Below are 17,751 nucleotides of genomic sequence, written 5' to 3'. Positions count from 1 at the left end.
GGCGCACTACTGATCATAGTGAATGCGAACACGCACATCGCCCGGCCAAACCGAGGCAGCCTTGAAATCCGGCTCGTCCTGAGGGTCTGAGGCACCTGTTGAACCCAGCCCCTCCAACAGTTTTGTCTCAGTCATGTTCAGGTCATCGTCCTTGTTTTCGTCATGAAACAACAGCACAGCGTATGGGCCCGCGTTCAGGTCAGAAAACTCATGGCTGACGCTGCCTTTACGTGACGGAATCTGGGCGTAGTCAATGGCGCTCCAGACATCCAAACTGTCAAAGGCGCGCGCGTTATCGAATACAAGGATCACGATGTTGCCCTTGGCGTTGCGGATGCCGTCCACAGTCACATTCAGACCCTCGGCGGAGGCCGGTGTCGCAAGCGTTATCACGGCGAATGCAGGGGCTAGAAGGTTCCGTATCATGGCTTTGTCCTTTCTTCAGGAGGCTGCGGAAGGGGTGACTTGAGAATGGCAATGACATCCTCGGTGATGGCGATCAGTACCGGCACCAGCAGCAGCATGAGGGCTGTGCCGAAGAGTTCTCCAAAAGCTAAAGAGATTGCCGCAGGGATCAGATACTGCGCTTGCTCAGAGGTTTCGGTCAGCAAAGGCAGCAGACCAATCACTGTAGTTGCGGTGGTCAGAAAGATCGCCTTGAAACGTCCAATGCCTGCGCTTCTCAGCGCCAGATTCACGGGCTGACCTTCCTCTCGCGCCTGATTGTAGCGGGTGATCATGACCAGACTGTCGTTCACAATCACACCGGTCAGAGCAAGCATGCCGAAGAACGAAAACAGCGACAGCGAGACATCCATGATCAGGTGCCCGACGGCGGCTGCGATAAAGCCGAATGGCACGATGGCCAGAATGACGAAAGGCTGCCAATAGCTTTTCAACGGCACGGCCATCAGCACATAGATCAGAACGGCTGCCAGCAACAGCGCGCGCTTCAGGCCATCGCTTATATCGGCTATCTCTTCCAGTTCACCGGCCGGCAGGACGGTTACGCTGGGATATTTGGCACGGAGTTTCGGGACCAGCTGCTCGAACACCGCCTGCCCCACCTCTTCGGGAGCAACAAGGTCGCGGTCGATGGACGCGGCTACGATGTTCATGCGCTTGCCGTCACGGCGATCGATAGTGCCAGAGGCATAGGTGCCCTCGATTTCGGCGACGGTCTCAAGCGGCACCCAGGCGCCGGATGCGCTGCGCAACCGGGTCTGCACCAGATCCGCCAACGTATCGCGGTTTTCACGCGCGTTCTGTACGACTACGCGGACTTCGGACCCATCGCGTCTGACCTTGGTCACCTCGGCCCCGCCGAACCCATAGCCAATCTGTCTGGCCAGAGCCTCGGCGTTAAAACCAAGGTGCCGCGCGTCCGGGCGCAGGCGGAGTTTCAGTTCAGGTTGGCCGCCCACCAACCCATCCCTTACATTTGCCACGCCCTCGATGTTCGACAGGAAACCTTTCATTTCAGCGCTGGCTTGCTGCAGAAGATCTTCGTCTTTTGACGCCAACCGGATTCGGAACCCTCCGGCAAGCGTTTCCAATCCGGTGAACTCCAACTCGGTGGCGCCCTCGACCGCACCGACCCGGTCGCGCCATTCGCGGACCACAGAAAGGATCGGGACATTCGGACGCTCAGCTACCGGGATCATTTCAGCGAAAATTTGCGCATTTCCAGCGCTGTTGATGATGGTGAATACTGTCTGAACGGGTGGAGCAGACATGCTCGCCTCTTCTGCAAGCTCGACGTTCAGCTCGTTCAACACGGCTTCGATCCGATTCACGTTCCTGCGGGTCAGTGCAAAGGGGGAGCGGGCATCCATTTCCAGGTTCATCGTGATGACCTGACCGGGCACCTCGGGAAAGAACACCGTCCTGACCTTGCCCTTGTACATCAGGCCAAGCCCCAGCGTTGCGGCGGCAATGAACAAGATCAGCACGGCGTAGCGCTGACGCACCGCCGCGACGAGCAAAGGCTGGTAGATGCGATCCCGCACCCAGTACAACCCGCCCTGCGCAGAATCCTGTACCCGCCCCCACAAGCGGGTCGGCAAGTATCGACGCTCTTGCCGCATCGAAACCTGCGCCAGATGGGCGGGCAGGATGAATTTGCTTTCGATAAGCGAAAAGATCAGCGTCAGGATCACGATGCCCGCGAACCCGGCAAGTACCTTGCCCAGCGGATTGTCGATCAACAGCATCGGGAAAAAGGCTGCGATTGTGGTCAGCACGCCAAAGACGGTCGCAACAGCCACGCGATGCACGCCGCGTTCCGTGTCCCTAATCGGGTCCTTCCCCTTGCGGCGTTCTTCAAAAACGCTTTCGCCGACTACAACGGCATCATCGACCAGAATTCCCAAGGCAATGATCAGACCAAAAGTCGTGACATCGTTCAGCGAATAGTCCACCCATTTCGAGCCCGAGACAGCAAGCGCCCCCATGACCGAAACGGGAATGCCCATGGCAACCCAGAAGGCCAAACGCACGTTCAGGAAAATCGACAGCATCAGGGTCACAAGGATCAAACCCTGCACCCCGTTTGAGCGCAACAGCGCCAGACGGTCCGAGATGTAGCCAGCGCTATCACCCCAAACCTCGACCTGTACCTGCGACGGCAGCTGTCGGCTGAACTCGTCAACCGTGCTGCGCACGACATCACTGATCTCCAGCAGGTTCTCCTTCTGCCCGACCAGAACCTCCATCCCTACGGTTGGTTTGCCGTTCAGGCGAAACAAGTACTCGCCGTTCTGAAACCCGTCTTCGATTTTGGCAATATCGCCCAAAGGCACATAGGACCCGTCGTCACGTTCGATAATCGGCAGAGCTGCGTATTCCGGCACGTATTTCGCCCTGTCATCGGCCCGCAGATAAATCGTACCGCCATCGGTCCTCAGACGACCTGCCTGAAAGGCCAGCGAATTCCCTTCGATCGCACGGGTCACATCCGAAACCGTCAACCCATAGTGGCGCAGCAACGCCGGGTCGATTTCGATGCGCAATTCCCGCGGTATCAGGCCCCAGATTTGCAGCCGCGACAATTCCGGTTGCGCCAGCAACTCTTCTTTCAGGCGTTGCGCCAAGCTCTGCAATGTGGCGGGGTCTGTTTCTCCGAACAAGTTCAGATACAGCGCCGGGAAATCGAAACCCGAGGCTTCGATCACGGGTCGGCGCGCAGTATCAGGCAGATCAGTCAAACCGTCGATCCGAATACGTACACGATCCAGGACGGCTTGTAGCTTCTGGCCACCTGCGCGGCGGACAGTCACGACACTTAGGTCATTTTGGGATCGTGATGTCACACTACGCACGCCCTCCAAACCTTCGAGGGCCTGCTCAACTTTCTGGGTCACCAATTCATCAACCTGTTCGGCTGTGGCGTCCGGAAACTCAATCGCGATTGTAACACTTTCCGGCGGAATGCGGGGGAAGCCTTCGATCCGAATGTTCAGCAGCGTTTGCACCCCAAGAAATAGGATCAGCGCCATCAACAAATTGGCAGCGACCGGATTTCGAATAAACCAGGAAGTCAGAGCGTGCATGGCTCAGCCCCCATCTGATTGCGGCGTCACCCGCTGACCCGGTAGAAACGAGGCCAAAGGTGTTTTGCCCACGCGCCACGGGCCGGTCCCTTCGGGGGCCGATACCGTCACTGTACCTTCGCTGCGGAACAGGATGTTCGGGCTAAGCCTCTGCAATTGGTCCTTATCGTCTACAAGCCAAATGTATCCCGCACGGGTCAGGACGCTTTCGGGTAGGGTTAATGTGTCCGAGATCCGGCGTCCGGGTATGTGAACCTGCAGGAAGTCTCCGGCGAGTATGCGTTCATCGGGCTTTGTGACATCCAGAAAGACCCGCACCTGCCGTGTGTCTTGATCCAGAAACCCTCCTCCACGCCGGACTTGAGCCCGCCCCAACGCTCCGCCCGAGCGCTGTGTCAGATCAGCAGTGGCGCCAGAGATCGGATGATCCAACAACGCCCAGTCCGCCTGACTAAACTCGGCGACCAGTTCGAATTGCTGGTCGTCCGAAAGGTGTATCAGGGCATCGCCTGGGTTGACCGTCTGGCCCAGACTGGCAAAGCGATGGGTTACAAATCCCGAAAAAGGGGCGACAACCTCCGCGTCCTTCAGTTCATTTCGCGCCGCATTCAGCCGTGCCTGCGCAGCTGCAACGGATTTCTCGGCAATGCGCAATTGCGGCAGATTCACAGCCAGTTCGTTTGGCGGTTCTGTTTCATCCCGGTCAAACTGTCGTTGCGCGACTGTCACTTTGTTCTGCGCGCGCAATAACGCCAGTTCCGCTTGCTCAAGCTCCATCTCAGCGGCTGCAACGGCGCTTTGATAAGGTGCATTTTCGATTGAAAACAAAGGGGCACCCCGTTCCACCTTAGTCCCTGCCAAAGCAGCGTTGTGCACTGCAATGATGCGCCCGGACACAGCAGATCGCAGCTTGGCATCCCACCGAGGCCGAACTTCGGCAAACGCCGAAACCCGCGCTTGTACGGTTGCTGAAGCAACTGTGACGACCGAGACGGTCGGTGGCGGAGGTGAGGTCGTTGTTGCCTGAACATCAATTGTATCTTCTGTATCAAACAGGAGGATGGCGATCGCTACAAACAGTGCCAACGATAGTCCAATCCAAAGCCACCGCCGGGTCGGTCTTTGCCGAGTTTCCAAAGTTTTGTCTGTCATAGACCAGTCTTTCCTGTGCCGCCGAATCCATTGCACCTTGCGGCATTCGATAGAGTGTCATATACTATGAACGATCGTTCGTTCAATATTAAGTTGAAAAAATGACCGAAGACACCAGGAAGCCGGAATCAATCCGGGAAAAGGCAACAGCCAAGCGTCGCAACCAGATTTTGGAGGCCGCAGTTATGTGTTTCCTTGAGCGCGGCTATCATCAGACAGGCGTCCGCGATATCGCTGCGCGGGCGGGCGTCAGCCTTGGAAATCTCTATAATCATTTTCGCAGCAAACATGATGTGCTTGTAGAAATCGCAATACTTGAACGCCGCGAGATGGAGCCGTTTCTGAAAATCCTGAACTCAGATGCGCCCGCGCCCAAAGTCATAAGAAAGTTCATCAAGGCCTACGCAAAATACCTTGCTGCGCCAGAAAACGTTATTCTCACGTTGGAAATTTCGAGCGAAGCAGTTCGTCAACCGGACATCGCGCAGCTGTTCGTCGAGAACCGATCGAGTTTGACTGAGGCCCTGGAAGCCGTAGTGAAGCGAGGAATTACTGGCGGTGAATTGCGCACCGTTCCGGATCCCCTTCAGGCGTCACAACTGGTGATCGAAGTTCTGGAAGGTAGTGCATATCGTAGTGTACTGTCAGAAATGCCTATGACCGGGATCATTGTGTGCGCTGAAGACTTTATTATGAGTTCCTTGCTGGCACGTCATTAGCACGTGGGTAGCGTGTCGTTTTGGATTTCGTGAATGTCAGCCAAAGGGAACTGCCTGAGACATTCATTTAGGCAGCAAAGATCGACTTTGAGCCGGCCGAAACGCGCGGGAGGTCAAAAGAAAGTTGGAATTGCAGTTAGGACTATTGGCTAACGCAATATCATCCGAGGTTCGGTTACCAGACTTCGTTTAGTCACAAGACAAAGCGGTGGCAAAGCGCATGCAGATTCCAACCACCGGCACAGCGCCAGATCGTTTTTGATGCGATTGACGCACTGATCTATTGATACTGTAGGGATCAGGCGATCAGATACGATGGCAGATTTCTCAAGCATCCGCCTTTATCAGGTCGCTTGCCTTTTCGCCAATCATGATCGCTGGTGCGTTGGTGTTGCCGCTGACGATTTCCGGCATGATCGAACAATCAGCCACCCGCAGGTTCGAAATACCGTGTACCTTTAGTCTTGCGTCGACAACAGACGTCTCGGCGTTCCCCATCGCGCAGGTGCCGGTTGGGTGGTAGATCGACACGCTGTTCGATCTGGCCCAATCCAGAGTGCCTTCATAATCTTCGCAGCTCAGCTCTGCCGTTGGTCGAAACTCTTCTGATATCTTCGAGGCCAGAGGGTTTTGTTTGGCAATCCCGCGCGCGATGTTCACGCCGTCGACAATGGTTCGGCAGTCCGTTTCAGTAGACAGATAGTTCGGGATGATCTTGACATGTTCGGATGGGTCCGGTCCGTTCAGGCGCAGCTCTCCCCGACTTTCCGGACGCAGTTGGCAGACCGACATCGTGAAGGCCGAAAACGGATGCACACCTTCGCCTGGGCTGTCGGCGGACCAGGGTTGCACGTGGAACTGAATGTCGGGCGTCTCAACATCGGGCCGGGTTTTCATGAAACCAGTCGCAAGGCTGGCGGCCATTGTCATCGGACCCGCACGAAATAGTGCATATTTCAGCGCGATTCGCGCCTGATTGAACAGGCTGCGAACTTCGTCATTCAGTGTGGGCTCATTGCATTTGAACACCAGCCGCGCCTGCAAGTGATCCTGAAGACCTTTGCCAACACCCGGCAGGGCGTGCAGCGGTTTGATACCATTTTCCTTTAGATGATCCGGCTCTCCGATCCCTGACAACATCAGGATTTGGGGAGAGTTGATCGCCCCGCCGGACAGGATGACCTCGCGCCGAACAGTCAGTGTCTGCTCGTTACCAGAACGATCCCGGTAGACCAGCCCGGTTACTTTTTTCCCATCCAGAACCACACGCGACACAAGCGCTTTGGTGATGATGTTGAGGTTCTGACGACCGCGAATGGGCTTGAGATAGGCGACGGCGGCGCTACAGCGGCGCCCATTGCGCGTGGTCAGTTGGAAGTAACCCACGCCTTCTTGCTCGGCCCCGTTATAATCTGGGTTGAACGGGTAACCGGCGGCCTGTGCTGCTGCGACCCAGGCATCGCAGATCGGGCGCTGAATGCGCATGTTGGACACTGACAAGGGGCCATCGACGCCATGATATTCATCCTCGCCGCGTTCTTGATCCTCACAGCGTTTGAACAGGGGTAGCACATCGTCCCAGCCCCAACCCTCGTTGCCCATTTGCCGCCAGCGGTCGTAATCTTCCTTCTGGCCACGCACATAGAGCAACCCGTTCAGCGAAGATGAGCCACCCAGTACCTTGCCCCGCGGCCAGTCGATGGATCGACCGTTAAGGCCGGGGTCGGGCTCAGTGCGATAGCACCAGTCAACCGAGGGGTTATGCATCGTTTTGAAATAGCCGACGGGGATGTGAATCCACGGGTTGGTATCGCGGCCACCTGCTTCGAGCAGCGCAACAGTTGTGTTGGGGTCTGCGCTCAACCGATTGGCAATGACACAGCCCGACGATCCTGCGCCAACAACTGCATAATCCACCTCCATGACCGCCTCCTTCCAAACTCGCTGAAAAAAACTCTATGCAAGATGCAAGAATTATACTAGCCTTTTTTGATACAAAACGTCTCAATAATTGCGATCAGGGAGGTAAGCAATGGAGATCGGACGGAAACTAAGTGGTATTTCACGGCGAGATTTCTTCCGCGTGGCCGGGCGTTACGGCATGAGTTCGACACTGCTGGCGGCAGGCGGGTTCGGCGGCGCGATGAGTCTGGCGAATCTGGCGCAGGCCGCCGAATCCACCTATGAGAAGCGCTTTTCGAAAGAGCCGAAGCACACGCTGAAATTCGGCGCGTCGGGTTTCAACACCCGCAACCTGTTGATTGAGCGCGCCGGCGCAATCGAGTTCGCGCGCGACCTGGAAGAACGCACGGACGGCGAGATTCGCATCGAATTCATCGGCGACAACCAGATCTGCGGCCAGCTGAGCTGTGTCGAAAAGACCCAACAGGGGATCGTCGATATTTATGCCGCCTCAACTCAAAACTCGGCCGGAGGCGCACCTTATCTGAACGTGCTGGACTATGCCTATATGTTCCCCAGCCGCGCGGCGCAGTATCACTTCTTCTATAGCCCGGCGAGCCAGCGCATCCTGCGTGATCCGCTGGAAAAACGGCACGGGTTGAAGTTCCTGTTTACCCATTGTGAGCTACGCGGCCTGCAAATGGGTTCGACCTTTGCCGACAAGCCGACCGTCACCAAACTGGAAGAGTTGTTTGGTACCAAGAACCGCGTGACGGGTACGCAGTTGGGCCGGATTGCAATGCAATTGCTGAATCTGAACCCAGTCCCGGTGGCTTGGGAAGAGACACTGGATGCGCTTAAGACAGGTCTGATCGATGGGGCGGAAACCTGGGCCTCGGCCGTGGCTTACGCCAACATGGCGCCGGTGGTTTCGCAGTCGGTCAATCTGAAATTTTTCTGCGGCACTGAACATACGTCCATGTCGGCCGAGGTCTTTGACGGTCTGAGTGGAGAATTGCAGGACGCAGTTATGGAGTCTTCCTACTTCACTCAAGCGTTGATCCAGGGTGCGAATGAAGCCGCATTGCTGAATACGGTAGGCTTCTCGGAGCCGCAATTGCCGGACACTATCTTCGCCGAAAATGGCGTGCGCCCGGCATTCCTGGCTGACGATCAGATCAAGCTGGCCGAAGAGATGTGCGCTCCGAACTACAACCCAGAGCCTTGGGCCCAGTGGCGCGAACGTCTGAATAAATGGGCAGGCGGCATTGATACCTATCAGGAAATCTACGACATCGCGCGCGAGATTCCGGCCGACACCCTGCCGGAAAATGTCGAACCGCGCCGTTGGTGGAAAGGCGAAGCCTGATAGACTGTTACGAACCGGCCCTGAGCGGGCCGGTTCAACTTTATACCGACTGGGAGGACGGGGTTCATGTCGTTTTGGGCAGACATCGGCGCGATTTTCAGCGCCTTTCTCAGCCAGGATTCGTTCGAGATTCAATCCGCACTGGAATCCGACGCCGCCTGGGTGTTGGGCGCGATTGTCTCGGCGATTGGCGGAATCGTGATCATGTTGATCTATCGGGCGGTGCCCTTTGTTGAACGTCATCTGGAACGGTCGGTGATGGTGTATTCCTACCTTGCGATCGCATTAATCATCTTCTGGGGCGTGATCGACCGGTTTGTGTTCAACGATCAGGAACCCTGGTCGACCACCATCCCCCCGCTGCTGTTCATGGTCATGGCGTGGTTTGGGGCGTCGTATAACGTCCGCCTGCGCACACATTTGAGCTTCAGCGAATTCCGCACTGCAATGCCGAGGGCTGGGCAATTGGCTTGCCTGATACTCGACGCGATATTGTGGTTCATCTTTGCGGTGATCGTCATCGTGACCACAACACGGCTGGTGGCATTGTCGGCATCAAACTTTCAGATCGTTCTGGGCACAGACAATATCATGCAGTGGTGGTTCCTTTTGGCCGCACCGCTGTCGTTCTTTCTGATGGTCGGGCGCGTGTTCCAGAACCTTGCCGATGATCTGAACAACTGGAAAACAGGCGAGCCGCTGATCAAGCAGGCCGTGATCGGAGCAGACTGATGACAGACGGAACTATGGTCACACTGATCTCTCTTGCGGTCACCTTTCTGTTCATGCTGGGCGTGCCGGTTTTGCTGGTAATCGGCTATTGGGTCATCGGCTGTTCGTTTGTTCTTGGCCTGACGCTGGACAACATGGGTGCTGAACTTCTGAACGTGTTCAACAAGGGTTTCGCCTTGCTGGCGATGCCGCTTTTCATCCTGACCGGCGACCTGATCAATAAATCGGGCATCGCGCGGCGGCTCAGCGATTTCGCCTATGCCTGTCTGGGCTGGATACGCGGTGGATTAGCGATGGCGTCACTCGGCGCTTGTGGGCTGTTTGCTGCGATCTCGGGGTCGAACTCGGCAACGACAGCCACCATTGGCTCGATGCTGCACCCCGAGATGGTCAAAGGGGGTTATGACGAACGGTTCAGCGCGGCCACGGCGGCGGCAGGCGGTACGGTGGGGATCATCATTCCTCCCTCGATCATCTTCATCGTCTATGGCTTCCTGATGAACCTGCCGATTTCCGAGCTATTCGTGGCGGGTATCCTTCCGGGCGCGCTGATGGTCTTTGGCATGCAGTTCGCCTGCTGGATCATTTGCCGCATGAACGGCTGGGGACATCTGATTCCGCTGCAACTGAACCGGGTGCTGAAAACTGCATTCGGTGCCTGGCTTGGATTCTTTGCCATCGGGCTGGTGCTGTGGGGTATATACACAGGCAAATTCTCACCAACTGAGGCAGCCGGAGTGACGGTCGGCTTCTGCGTTATTGCAGGGTTGGTCAGCTATCCGATCAATCGGATCATGGGCGCGCGGAACGACATCTCACCCACCGAAAAAAGCTATGCCGAGATGTTTGTCGTCGAAGGTTTCACGATCCCCGAGATCCCCTCGATCGTGATCCGTTCGGCCCAGATCACAGGCATCCTCGCACCGCTAATCGCAATTTCTGTGGTGATGCAGCAGATCCTGTCTTTGCTTGGCGCTCAGCAAACCATTGGGGATTTCGTAACCTCGATGGGTGGCTACCATGCGGTTCTGTTTACTTCAATGGTGATCGTTTTCTTCTCGGGCATGGTACTGGAAAGCCTGCCTGTCACGATTATCCTGGCCCCGATCCTGGCGCCGATTGCAGCCTCGGTCGGGATTGATCCGATCCATTTCTCGGTGATCTTCCTTGTTGGGGCGTCGATCGGATTCATTACCCCGCCGTATGGGCTGAACCTTTACGTAGCCTCGGGCGTGACCGGAGTACCCTACTTCAGACTGCTGAGGTATACAGTGCCTTATCTGGTGTCTCTGCTGTCGGTTTGGATTTTGGTGTCGCTTGTGCCCGATCTGGCCTTGATCCTGCTGCCGAATAACTAGACTGTTCCGGGATGGCCGAGACGGAAACACAAGACAAAGAAACTCAGATCCCAACTAACTTGCGCCTTCTCCTCATCCTTGAGGAGGTGGCGCGACGCGGGGTAGCCGTCAAACCATCGGACCTGATCGAGGCACTCGGTCTGGCGAAACCAACAATCCACCGTTTGTTGCAAACAGCAGAGGCCGAAGGTTTCCTGCAGCGCGATCTGGATGGCCGCTCATACGGTCCCGGGCACCGTCTGCGGTTGCTTTCAGTCAACACCATGTCGTCCGAGCATCTGCGCACAGCGCGTTTGGCGATCTTACGCAGTGTCGCCGAACAGGTTGGTGAGACCTGCAATCTCGCCATCCCCGACCGAGAGGGCATGATCTATCTTGACCGGGTCGAGACGAAGTGGCCTTTGCGCATTCAATTACCGGTCGGGACACAGGTTCCCTTTCATTGCACCGCCAGCGGTAAGATGTACTTGTCCACGCTCCGGCAGAAAACACTGGATGGATTTCTTTCAGCAGGAAATCTGCAGCCACAGACTGAAAGTTCACTGACCGACCCGCAGTCATTGCGCACGGAAATCCAACATATCGCTGAGAACGGTTATTCCACTGATGATGAAGAGTTCATGAGTGGAATGGCAGCCCTAGCAGTACCCGTTCAAGATGGGCAAGGCCGATTGGTGGGCACACTTTCGGTTCATGCACCGACACAACGTCACAACGTCAACAGCCTGATGTCGTTTCTGGGTATCCTGAAAAAGGGAGCAAATGAACTTTCGGCTCTGTTAACCACGTGACCAGAACCTGAAAGACAGCCGCGACATAATAATTTTTGCTCGACTGCCACGGCAGGTATCGTCCGGTTCGGGGCATTCTGCATCGCAACGGATGAGCCGCACACAAAGGCCTTCCTCACAGCAATCACTCTCACAGCTTTCTTAGTCTGCTAGCCATAAACTCTGAATCTAAGAAATACTCACACCAGTAGTTCAAGTTGGATTGGCCGTGCATGCCGAATCCGAGTCGTACATCGTTGATAGATTCGAGCGGGTAGATTTCCAGAGATAGCCCTCAAGGTCGGGATCACTCAATAGTGCGAGCAGGACCGAGTGATTGACGTAGTCTTATTTCTGTCGGCAACTCAACACTTTGACCGCTGTGCGCATCACGGAGTATCTGGATCAGCATCCCTGCAGCGCGACGACCCATCTCGCGATGCGGGACATGGACCGTTGTAAGAGCGGGTTCGGCGAGCATTGCAATTTCGATATCGTCAAAACCGGTAATTGAGAGGTCCCTGGGCACCTCAAGCCCCATTTCCCGAGCCGCACGTAAGGCTCCGACCGCCAAAACGTCATTGACGCACATCACGGCAGTGGTTTCTGGTGCGGCTGTCATGACCTCGCGCAAAGCAACTTCACCAGTTTCAACGCCGTAAGCGGTCTCGACAAGAAACATTGTATTCGGGTCTTGACCGGCCTCTTGTTTGGCATCCCGAATGCCTTGAACGCGTTCCCTTGCCCGATCATTCGAAGCGGTTGGTGCAGAGATACACGCGATATGCCGATGCCCATATCCAATGACCTGCCGGGCAAGGGCAAACATCGCAGCCCGATTGTCAAAGCCGATGGCCGGCGGGGATTGGTCAGGATCAAATGACCAGGCGATCAAAGTTGGTACACGCTGCTTTTTCAGAAACGCATAGATTTCCGGTTCGCGATCGTACCCAATCAGCAGCAACCCATCTGCACCCCGCGCTACCAACGCACGCACCTGTTGTTCTTCCAGCTCTGAATCATAGGCGGACGAAGCAACCAGAAGCGTTTTACCATGCCTCACCAGCTCTTCCTGAAACGCCTGTAATCCGCGTGCAAAAACAGCGTTCTCCATAGTCGGTATCACGGCGGCGATGGTATTTGTCTGCCTTGCTGCAAGGGCTTGGGCTCCGAAATTTGGCGCGTACCCAAGTTCTCGTACGGCTGCCAGAACTCGTTCCCTTGTGCTTTGCCCTACCCGCTCTGGCGAGTTCAGGCACCGCGAGACAGTTGCGGTGGACACGTTCGCATGTCGGGCAACATCTGCAAGGGTTGGGACTGTGTTTTCGTGACCGCTTTGAGGCATGGTTTTTCTTGTCATTTTGGATGGGCAACTAGCTCAAGACGAATTCTATCAAAAGCACGATTTGTCGGGAACCTACAACACATGTGCAATGTAAGCGCTTGCATAACAAAATGTAAGCGCTTACATTGCGGGCGACTCAGTGCGAGGCATTGGATGGGTTGGGGAGGACGCATGCCATACTTGATAGCTGGAATATTGCTGCTCGCGTTTGTAGCGAACGTAGTGATCGGAGCAGTGTCGAATGCGCCCTTGGTCAACAATATCTGGGAAATGTTGATCTTGTTTGCCGCGGCCATCGCCTTTTCGATCGGCATTCTGCGGAGCGAAGCAAAAGAAATTTCGGAGAAAAAATCAAAGGAATAAATCCGAAAAAAGTCCAACGGGAGGAGAACACATGGACAAGACTAAACAGGAGCTGGCTTCGGCCGAGCGTCGGAATTTTTTGAAACTCGCGGGCACCGGCTCGTTCACGGCAGCTATGGTCGCCGGCGCGGCTGGGACATTGTGGTCCAGCGAAGCGGCAGCACAGACCGCCGCCGAGGAACGCGATCGCGAAAACGCGGCTGAATTCAAGATGACGTTGGCAACGGCCTATGTTCTGGGCGCGTCTCGCAGCTATCCGATCATGCAGCTGGACCTGAAAGAAAACATCCAGAACATGACGAATGGCAAGGTCTATGTGAAACTGGCGCCCGGTGGTCAGCTTGGTGCAGGTGGTGCGTTGGCGCAGGCGGTTCAGGGGGGGACCATTCAAGCCGCGCAACACTCGTTGTCAAATTTCGCGCCCTTCGCAAGCGTCGTCGACCTGATCAACCTTCCATATTTCTGCGGGTCCAACCAGCGGTTCACGAACCTAACTTCCTCTGAAGCTTGGAAGGCGGAAGTAGACCCCAAGATCGCGGCATCCGGCTTTAAAGCGCTGATGTATATCGTGATCGATCCGCGCGTCGTCGCTGTTCGCCAGGGAGGCAACGCAATTATCACCCCCGGCGATATGTCCGGTGTCAAATTCCGCGTACCCGGATCAAAAATGCTGCAGCAGTATTATGGCATGGTGGGTGCGAACCCGACGCCTGTTGCGTGGGGTGAGACTCCGTCAGCGATCCGGCAAGGCGTCGCAGATGCGCTTGATCCCTCGGTGGGCGCGCTGCATGTCTTTGGCTTTGGTGAGATCCTCAGCCATGTGACCTTCACTCAGGCGGTGCCGGACAGTCAGGTCTATTCGATCAACCTTGAATGGTTCGACAGCCTGCCGATGGACGTCAAAGAAGGTATCGAATTTGCGGGCGAAGTCACCCAGCAGCAGAACCTGTCCAAAGTGCCTTCGGCACGGGCCTACGCCATGTCTCAATTGATCGCGAACGGCGTCGAGTTCCACTCGCTCAGCGAAGATCAGTTGGGCGAATGGAAAGAGGTCGGTGGCTATCAGCGCAGCGAATGGGACAGCTTCAAGACCGAGCTGGCCGGATCGATGGATGCGTTCGCCAAGCTGGAAGAAGCCGCAGACACGCGTGCGAAATACTACGTGCACGACGCCTGATCGCGTCTTCGGGCCGGCGCGTCCAGCGTCGGCTCATCCGATGTTTGCCCATTAAAAACCCACTAGAACACGTCGCCGCCGCGTGACGGTAGTGAGGATGCTATGTCTCAGCTCTTTCGAGCGATTGATAAAAATGCCGAACGTTGGCTGCTTTTAGTCTTCTACGTCATGCTCGTCGGCACGATGTTTATCGAAGTGGTCCGGCGCGAGGTCTTTGCCTACTCGTCCATCTGGGGCGAAGAAATCGTCCGGTATGCGTTCATCTATCTCGCATGGATCGGTGCCGCCGCTGCGGTAAAGGAACGCGGGCATATCCGCATTGATGTTCTGATGCACTACGTCCCGCGCACGGTCAAAACGCTGCTCTACATCTTCGGCGACATCGTGATGTTCATCGTGGCACTCGTCGCGATCTATTGGTCGTGGGAGACAGTCCACGTGTCCTGGAAATTCGGGTCTGTCACACACGGCCTGCGGATCAGCCAGGTCTTTTTCCTCATGGCGGTGCCGTTTGGCTTCGCGCTGGTCATCTTTCGGCTGGTGCAGTCCTTCCTCCGCGACATTGCCGACCTTCGAACGGGCCGTCCCGTCTACGAAGGCGACAAGCTGTTTGATTAAGGGAGGGCCTGAGCCATGATGTGGCAACAACTCGGCGGTCAAACGCTTGAACTTGGGTGGGATTTCTACGCCTCCGTCATTCTCTTCGTCGCTCTTGTCGCGCTCGCCGTTCCGGTCTGGGCAGCGATCGGCGCAGCATCGATCACAATGCTGATCATGTCCGGCGCATTGCCGCTGAGCCTTGTCGGCGAAAAGCTGTTCTCGGGCATCGATGCCTTCGCGCTGACAGCTGTGCCGTTGTTTATCCTGACCGGAGACGTGCTTGTCCGAACCGGGCTCAGTCGAAAGTTTCTGGACGTCGCCGAAGCCCTGACCTGCTGGGCCAAGGGTGGCTTCGGTTCGGCCACCGTCCTGGTCTGCGGCATGTTCGCGGCGATCTCCGGGTCGGACGCAGCAGGTGCGGCAGCGGTAGGGCGCATGACTATCGACCGGCTGGTCGAGAGCGGTTATCCCCGCCCCTACGCCTGTGCTTTGGTCGCAGCAGGAGCCTGCACCGGCATCCTCATCCCGCCCTCTATCGCCTATATCATCATCGGCCTCGTGCTGGGCATAGCGGTCTCGACCTTGTTCCTTGCTGCGCTGATCCCCGGCCTTTTGATCCTGACGGCCATCCTGATCACCAACGTCGTGATGAACCGGCTGAACCTTTGGGAAGGTGGCGGCATGATGACCGCAGCTGAATGGCGCGCGAACCTGTGGAAGACGGTCAAGTCCGGCTGGTACGCTTTCCTTGTCCCCGGCATCATTTTCTACGGCATCTTCTCGGGGAAACTGACCCCGACCGAGGCAGGTGCCGTGGCGGTCGTCGTGACCATCGTCATCGGGTTTATCCTAGGCACACTGAAATTGTCCGACTTCCCGGCCATGCTGGTCAGTTCGGCCAAGGTCAACGGTGTGATCCTTCCGATCATCGCCTTCTCGATCCCTCTGGCCGAAGCTCTGGCGATCATTGGAGTGCCGCAAGGATTTGTCGGAGCTTTGACCTCAGTCAGCAGTAACGAATTCGTACTGATCGCCATGATGGTCCTTATCCTAATCATTGCGGGCTGCGTTATGGAAACGACGCCCAACATCGTGATCCTGGCACCGATCCTCTACCCGTTGGCGCAAGAGATTGAGATGAACCAGATTCAGTTCTGCATCATGATGATCACCGCGCTGGGGGTCGGGTTTATTACTCCACCCTTGGGGCTGAACTTGTTCGTGGTGTCGGGGATTACGGGCGAGTCGATCCTCAAGATCGCCTACCGCGCCATCCCGTTTGTTTTCTTCATGCTGATCGTGACGTTGATGATCGCCTATATCCCGGCGTTCTCTACCTCGCTGTTGCCTGATGTCTATCGATAAGCCGCCGAAAGACGCGGTAGGAAAAGGACTCGATACATGACCCGTGAATACCTGAAGAAAGCCACGCTGACCGCGCGCAGCGGAGCGTCGGATGTCAGTGAAATTGTGCAGGGAATCCTGACTGATATTGAAGCAGGCGGTGATGCCAAGGCGCTAGAGTACGCTGGCAAATTCGACAAATACGAAGGTAACGTCATTCTAAGCGATGCCGAAATCCAGGCCGCGATGGATGCCGTGCCAGAAAAGCTGAAGCGCGACATCGAGTTCAGTCACAGCAACGTCAAACGCTTTGCCGAGGCGCAAAAGGAATCCATGACCGACATCGCGGTCGAGGTTGTGCCGGGCCTGACCGCTGGCCAGAAGATGATCCCGGTGGATGCAGCCGGTTGCTACGTCCCAGGCGGGCGCTACAGCCATATCGCCAGCGCGATCATGACGGTCACCACGGCAAAAGTAGCGGGATGTAAGCACATTGTCGCGTGCTCACCGCCGCGCCCCGATGTCGGTATCGCGCCTGCGATCGTCTACGCCGCGCACATCTGTGGCGCCGACAAGATCATGGCCATGGGCGGCGTGCAGGGGGTTGCGGCGATGACCTTCGGGTTGTTCGGGCTTCCCAAGGCTAACATCCTTGTGGGGCCCGGCAATCAGTTTGTGGCCGAAGCAAAGCGTATCCTGTTCGGGCGTGTCGGCATCGACATGATCGCGGGCCCGACGGACAGTCTGGTCCTTGCGGATGTCACTGCTGATCCGATGGTTGTTGCAACTGACCTCGTTGGGCAGGCCGAGCACGGATACAACTCACCGGTTTGGCTGGTGACAGACAATCGCGACCTCGCCGAAGAGGTTATGCGCTTGGTGCCAGTGCTGATCGAGGACCTGCCCGAAGTGAACCGCGAAAACGCTACGGCTGCGTGGCGCGATTATGCCGAGGTCATCCTGTGCGCGGATCGCGAAGAAATGGCGGCGACATCGGATCAATACGCCCCGGAACACCTGACAGTCATGGCCGATGATCTTGATTGGTGGCTGGATCGGCTGACGTGCTATGGGTCGCTTTTCTTGGGCGAAGAGACCACGGTTGCCTTTGGCGACAAAGCCTCGGGCACCAATCACGTGCTGCCCACGAGCCGGGCGGCCACTTACACCGGTGGCCTCAGCGTCCATAAATACATGAAGATCGTGACCTGGCAGCGCTCGACCGCTGATGCGATGAAGCCGATTGCGCAGGCGACGGCCCGTATCTCACGCCTTGAAGGTATGGAGGGGCACGCGCGTACCGCGGATATTCGACTGGCCAAGTTCTTCCCCGATGAAAACTTTGACCTGACAGCCGAAGACTGACCCA

Annotated in this window: 15 protein-coding genes; 10 read left to right on the top strand and 5 right to left on the bottom strand. The window is 56.4% G+C overall.

Annotated features, from left to right (window positions below; genetic code table 11):
- Positions 1 to 6: 6 nt before the first annotated feature.
- Genes ACR0MP_RS14845 through ACR0MP_RS14835 form a run of 3 tightly spaced genes read right to left on the bottom strand, consistent with a single transcriptional unit; the run spans position 7 to position 4,703 of the window.
- Positions 7 to 426: a DUF2141 domain-containing protein gene (locus tag ACR0MP_RS14845; protein WP_170402094.1), complete on the bottom strand. Its 420-nt coding sequence runs from the start codon at positions 424 to 426 to the stop codon at positions 7 to 9.
- A complete protein-coding gene (locus tag ACR0MP_RS14840) occupies positions 423 to 3,551 on the bottom strand; it encodes an efflux RND transporter permease subunit (RefSeq protein WP_480887080.1) in 3,129 nt (1,042 codons plus the stop codon). Before ACR0MP_RS14840 ends, ACR0MP_RS14845 begins: the two co-directional genes overlap by 4 nt.
- Before the next feature lie 3 nt (positions 3,552 to 3,554).
- A complete protein-coding gene (locus tag ACR0MP_RS14835; protein WP_480762190.1) occupies positions 3,555 to 4,703 on the bottom strand; it encodes an efflux RND transporter periplasmic adaptor subunit in 1,149 nt (382 codons plus the stop codon).
- A 101-nt stretch (positions 4,704 to 4,804) separates the two neighbouring features.
- On the opposite strand from ACR0MP_RS14835, the gene ACR0MP_RS14830 reads away from it, so the two are divergent.
- A complete protein-coding gene (locus tag ACR0MP_RS14830) occupies positions 4,805 to 5,422 on the top strand; it encodes a TetR/AcrR family transcriptional regulator (RefSeq protein ID WP_480887078.1) in 618 nt (205 codons plus the stop codon).
- Between the two features lie 327 nt (positions 5,423 to 5,749).
- Here ACR0MP_RS14830 and ACR0MP_RS14825 read toward each other — a convergent pair whose 3' ends face one another.
- On the bottom strand, positions 5,750 to 7,345 hold the full coding sequence (locus ACR0MP_RS14825) for a GMC family oxidoreductase N-terminal domain-containing protein (protein WP_170402106.1): 1,596 nt from the start codon (positions 7,343 to 7,345) through the stop codon (positions 5,750 to 5,752).
- Between the two features lie 109 nt (positions 7,346 to 7,454).
- On the opposite strand from ACR0MP_RS14825, the gene ACR0MP_RS14820 reads away from it, so the two are divergent.
- The 4 genes from ACR0MP_RS14820 (at position 7,455) to ACR0MP_RS14805 (ending at position 11,574) form a co-directional block, all read left to right on the top strand.
- Positions 7,455 to 8,693 carry a TRAP transporter substrate-binding protein gene (locus ACR0MP_RS14820; protein WP_170402109.1) on the top strand — a complete coding sequence of 413 codons (1,239 nt, stop codon included), beginning with the start codon at positions 7,455 to 7,457 and terminating at the stop codon, positions 8,691 to 8,693.
- 66 nt (positions 8,694 to 8,759) lie between these two features.
- The gene (locus tag ACR0MP_RS14815; protein ID WP_170392533.1) at positions 8,760 to 9,425 is read left to right on the top strand and encodes a TRAP transporter small permease; all 666 of its coding nucleotides are present in this window, start codon (positions 8,760 to 8,762) and stop codon (positions 9,423 to 9,425) included.
- The gene (locus ACR0MP_RS14810) at positions 9,425 to 10,783 is read left to right on the top strand and encodes a TRAP transporter large permease (RefSeq protein ID WP_170402112.1); all 1,359 of its coding nucleotides are present in this window, start codon (positions 9,425 to 9,427) and stop codon (positions 10,781 to 10,783) included. The genes ACR0MP_RS14815 and ACR0MP_RS14810 overlap by 1 nt, the downstream gene beginning before the upstream one ends.
- A gap of 11 nt (positions 10,784 to 10,794) precedes the next feature.
- Complete coding sequence (locus ACR0MP_RS14805) at positions 10,795 to 11,574, top strand: IclR family transcriptional regulator (RefSeq protein WP_170402115.1); 780 nt, start codon at positions 10,795 to 10,797, stop codon at positions 11,572 to 11,574.
- Positions 11,575 to 11,860: 286 nt separating this feature from the next.
- On the opposite strand, the gene ACR0MP_RS14800 is transcribed toward ACR0MP_RS14805, so the two are convergent.
- Entirely contained in the window at positions 11,861 to 12,898 is a 1,038-nt protein-coding gene (locus ACR0MP_RS14800; protein ID WP_170402118.1) for a LacI family DNA-binding transcriptional regulator, read from the bottom strand.
- Positions 12,899 to 13,069: 171 nt separating this feature from the next.
- Here ACR0MP_RS14800 and ACR0MP_RS14795 point away from each other — a divergent pair, with 171 nt between their 5' ends.
- The 5 genes from ACR0MP_RS14795 (at position 13,070) to hisD (ending at position 17,747) form a co-directional block, all read left to right on the top strand.
- Positions 13,070 to 13,261 carry a hypothetical protein gene (locus ACR0MP_RS14795; protein ID WP_170392536.1) on the top strand — a complete coding sequence of 64 codons (192 nt, stop codon included), beginning with the start codon at positions 13,070 to 13,072 and terminating at the stop codon, positions 13,259 to 13,261.
- Positions 13,262 to 13,292: 31 nt separating this feature from the next.
- Entirely contained in the window at positions 13,293 to 14,438 is a 1,146-nt protein-coding gene (locus tag ACR0MP_RS14790) for a TRAP transporter substrate-binding protein (RefSeq protein ID WP_170402121.1), read from the top strand.
- Between the two features lie 102 nt (positions 14,439 to 14,540).
- The gene (locus ACR0MP_RS14785; protein WP_170392538.1) at positions 14,541 to 15,056 is read left to right on the top strand and encodes a TRAP transporter small permease; all 516 of its coding nucleotides are present in this window, start codon (positions 14,541 to 14,543) and stop codon (positions 15,054 to 15,056) included.
- Positions 15,057 to 15,071: 15 nt separating this feature from the next.
- Positions 15,072 to 16,403, top strand: a complete 1,332-nt coding sequence (locus ACR0MP_RS14780) for a TRAP transporter large permease (RefSeq protein WP_170402124.1) — start codon at positions 15,072 to 15,074, stop codon at positions 16,401 to 16,403.
- 36 nt (positions 16,404 to 16,439) lie between these two features.
- A complete protein-coding gene (gene hisD / locus ACR0MP_RS14775) occupies positions 16,440 to 17,747 on the top strand; it encodes a histidinol dehydrogenase (protein ID WP_170402126.1) in 1,308 nt (435 codons plus the stop codon).
- The last annotated feature ends 4 nt before the right edge of the window (positions 17,748 to 17,751 follow it).

The sequence above is a fragment of the Ruegeria sp. K3 genome, assembly GCF_056531845.1.
The sequence above is the reverse complement of the archived record's forward strand: the minus strand, read 5'-3'. Positions and strand labels throughout refer to the sequence as shown.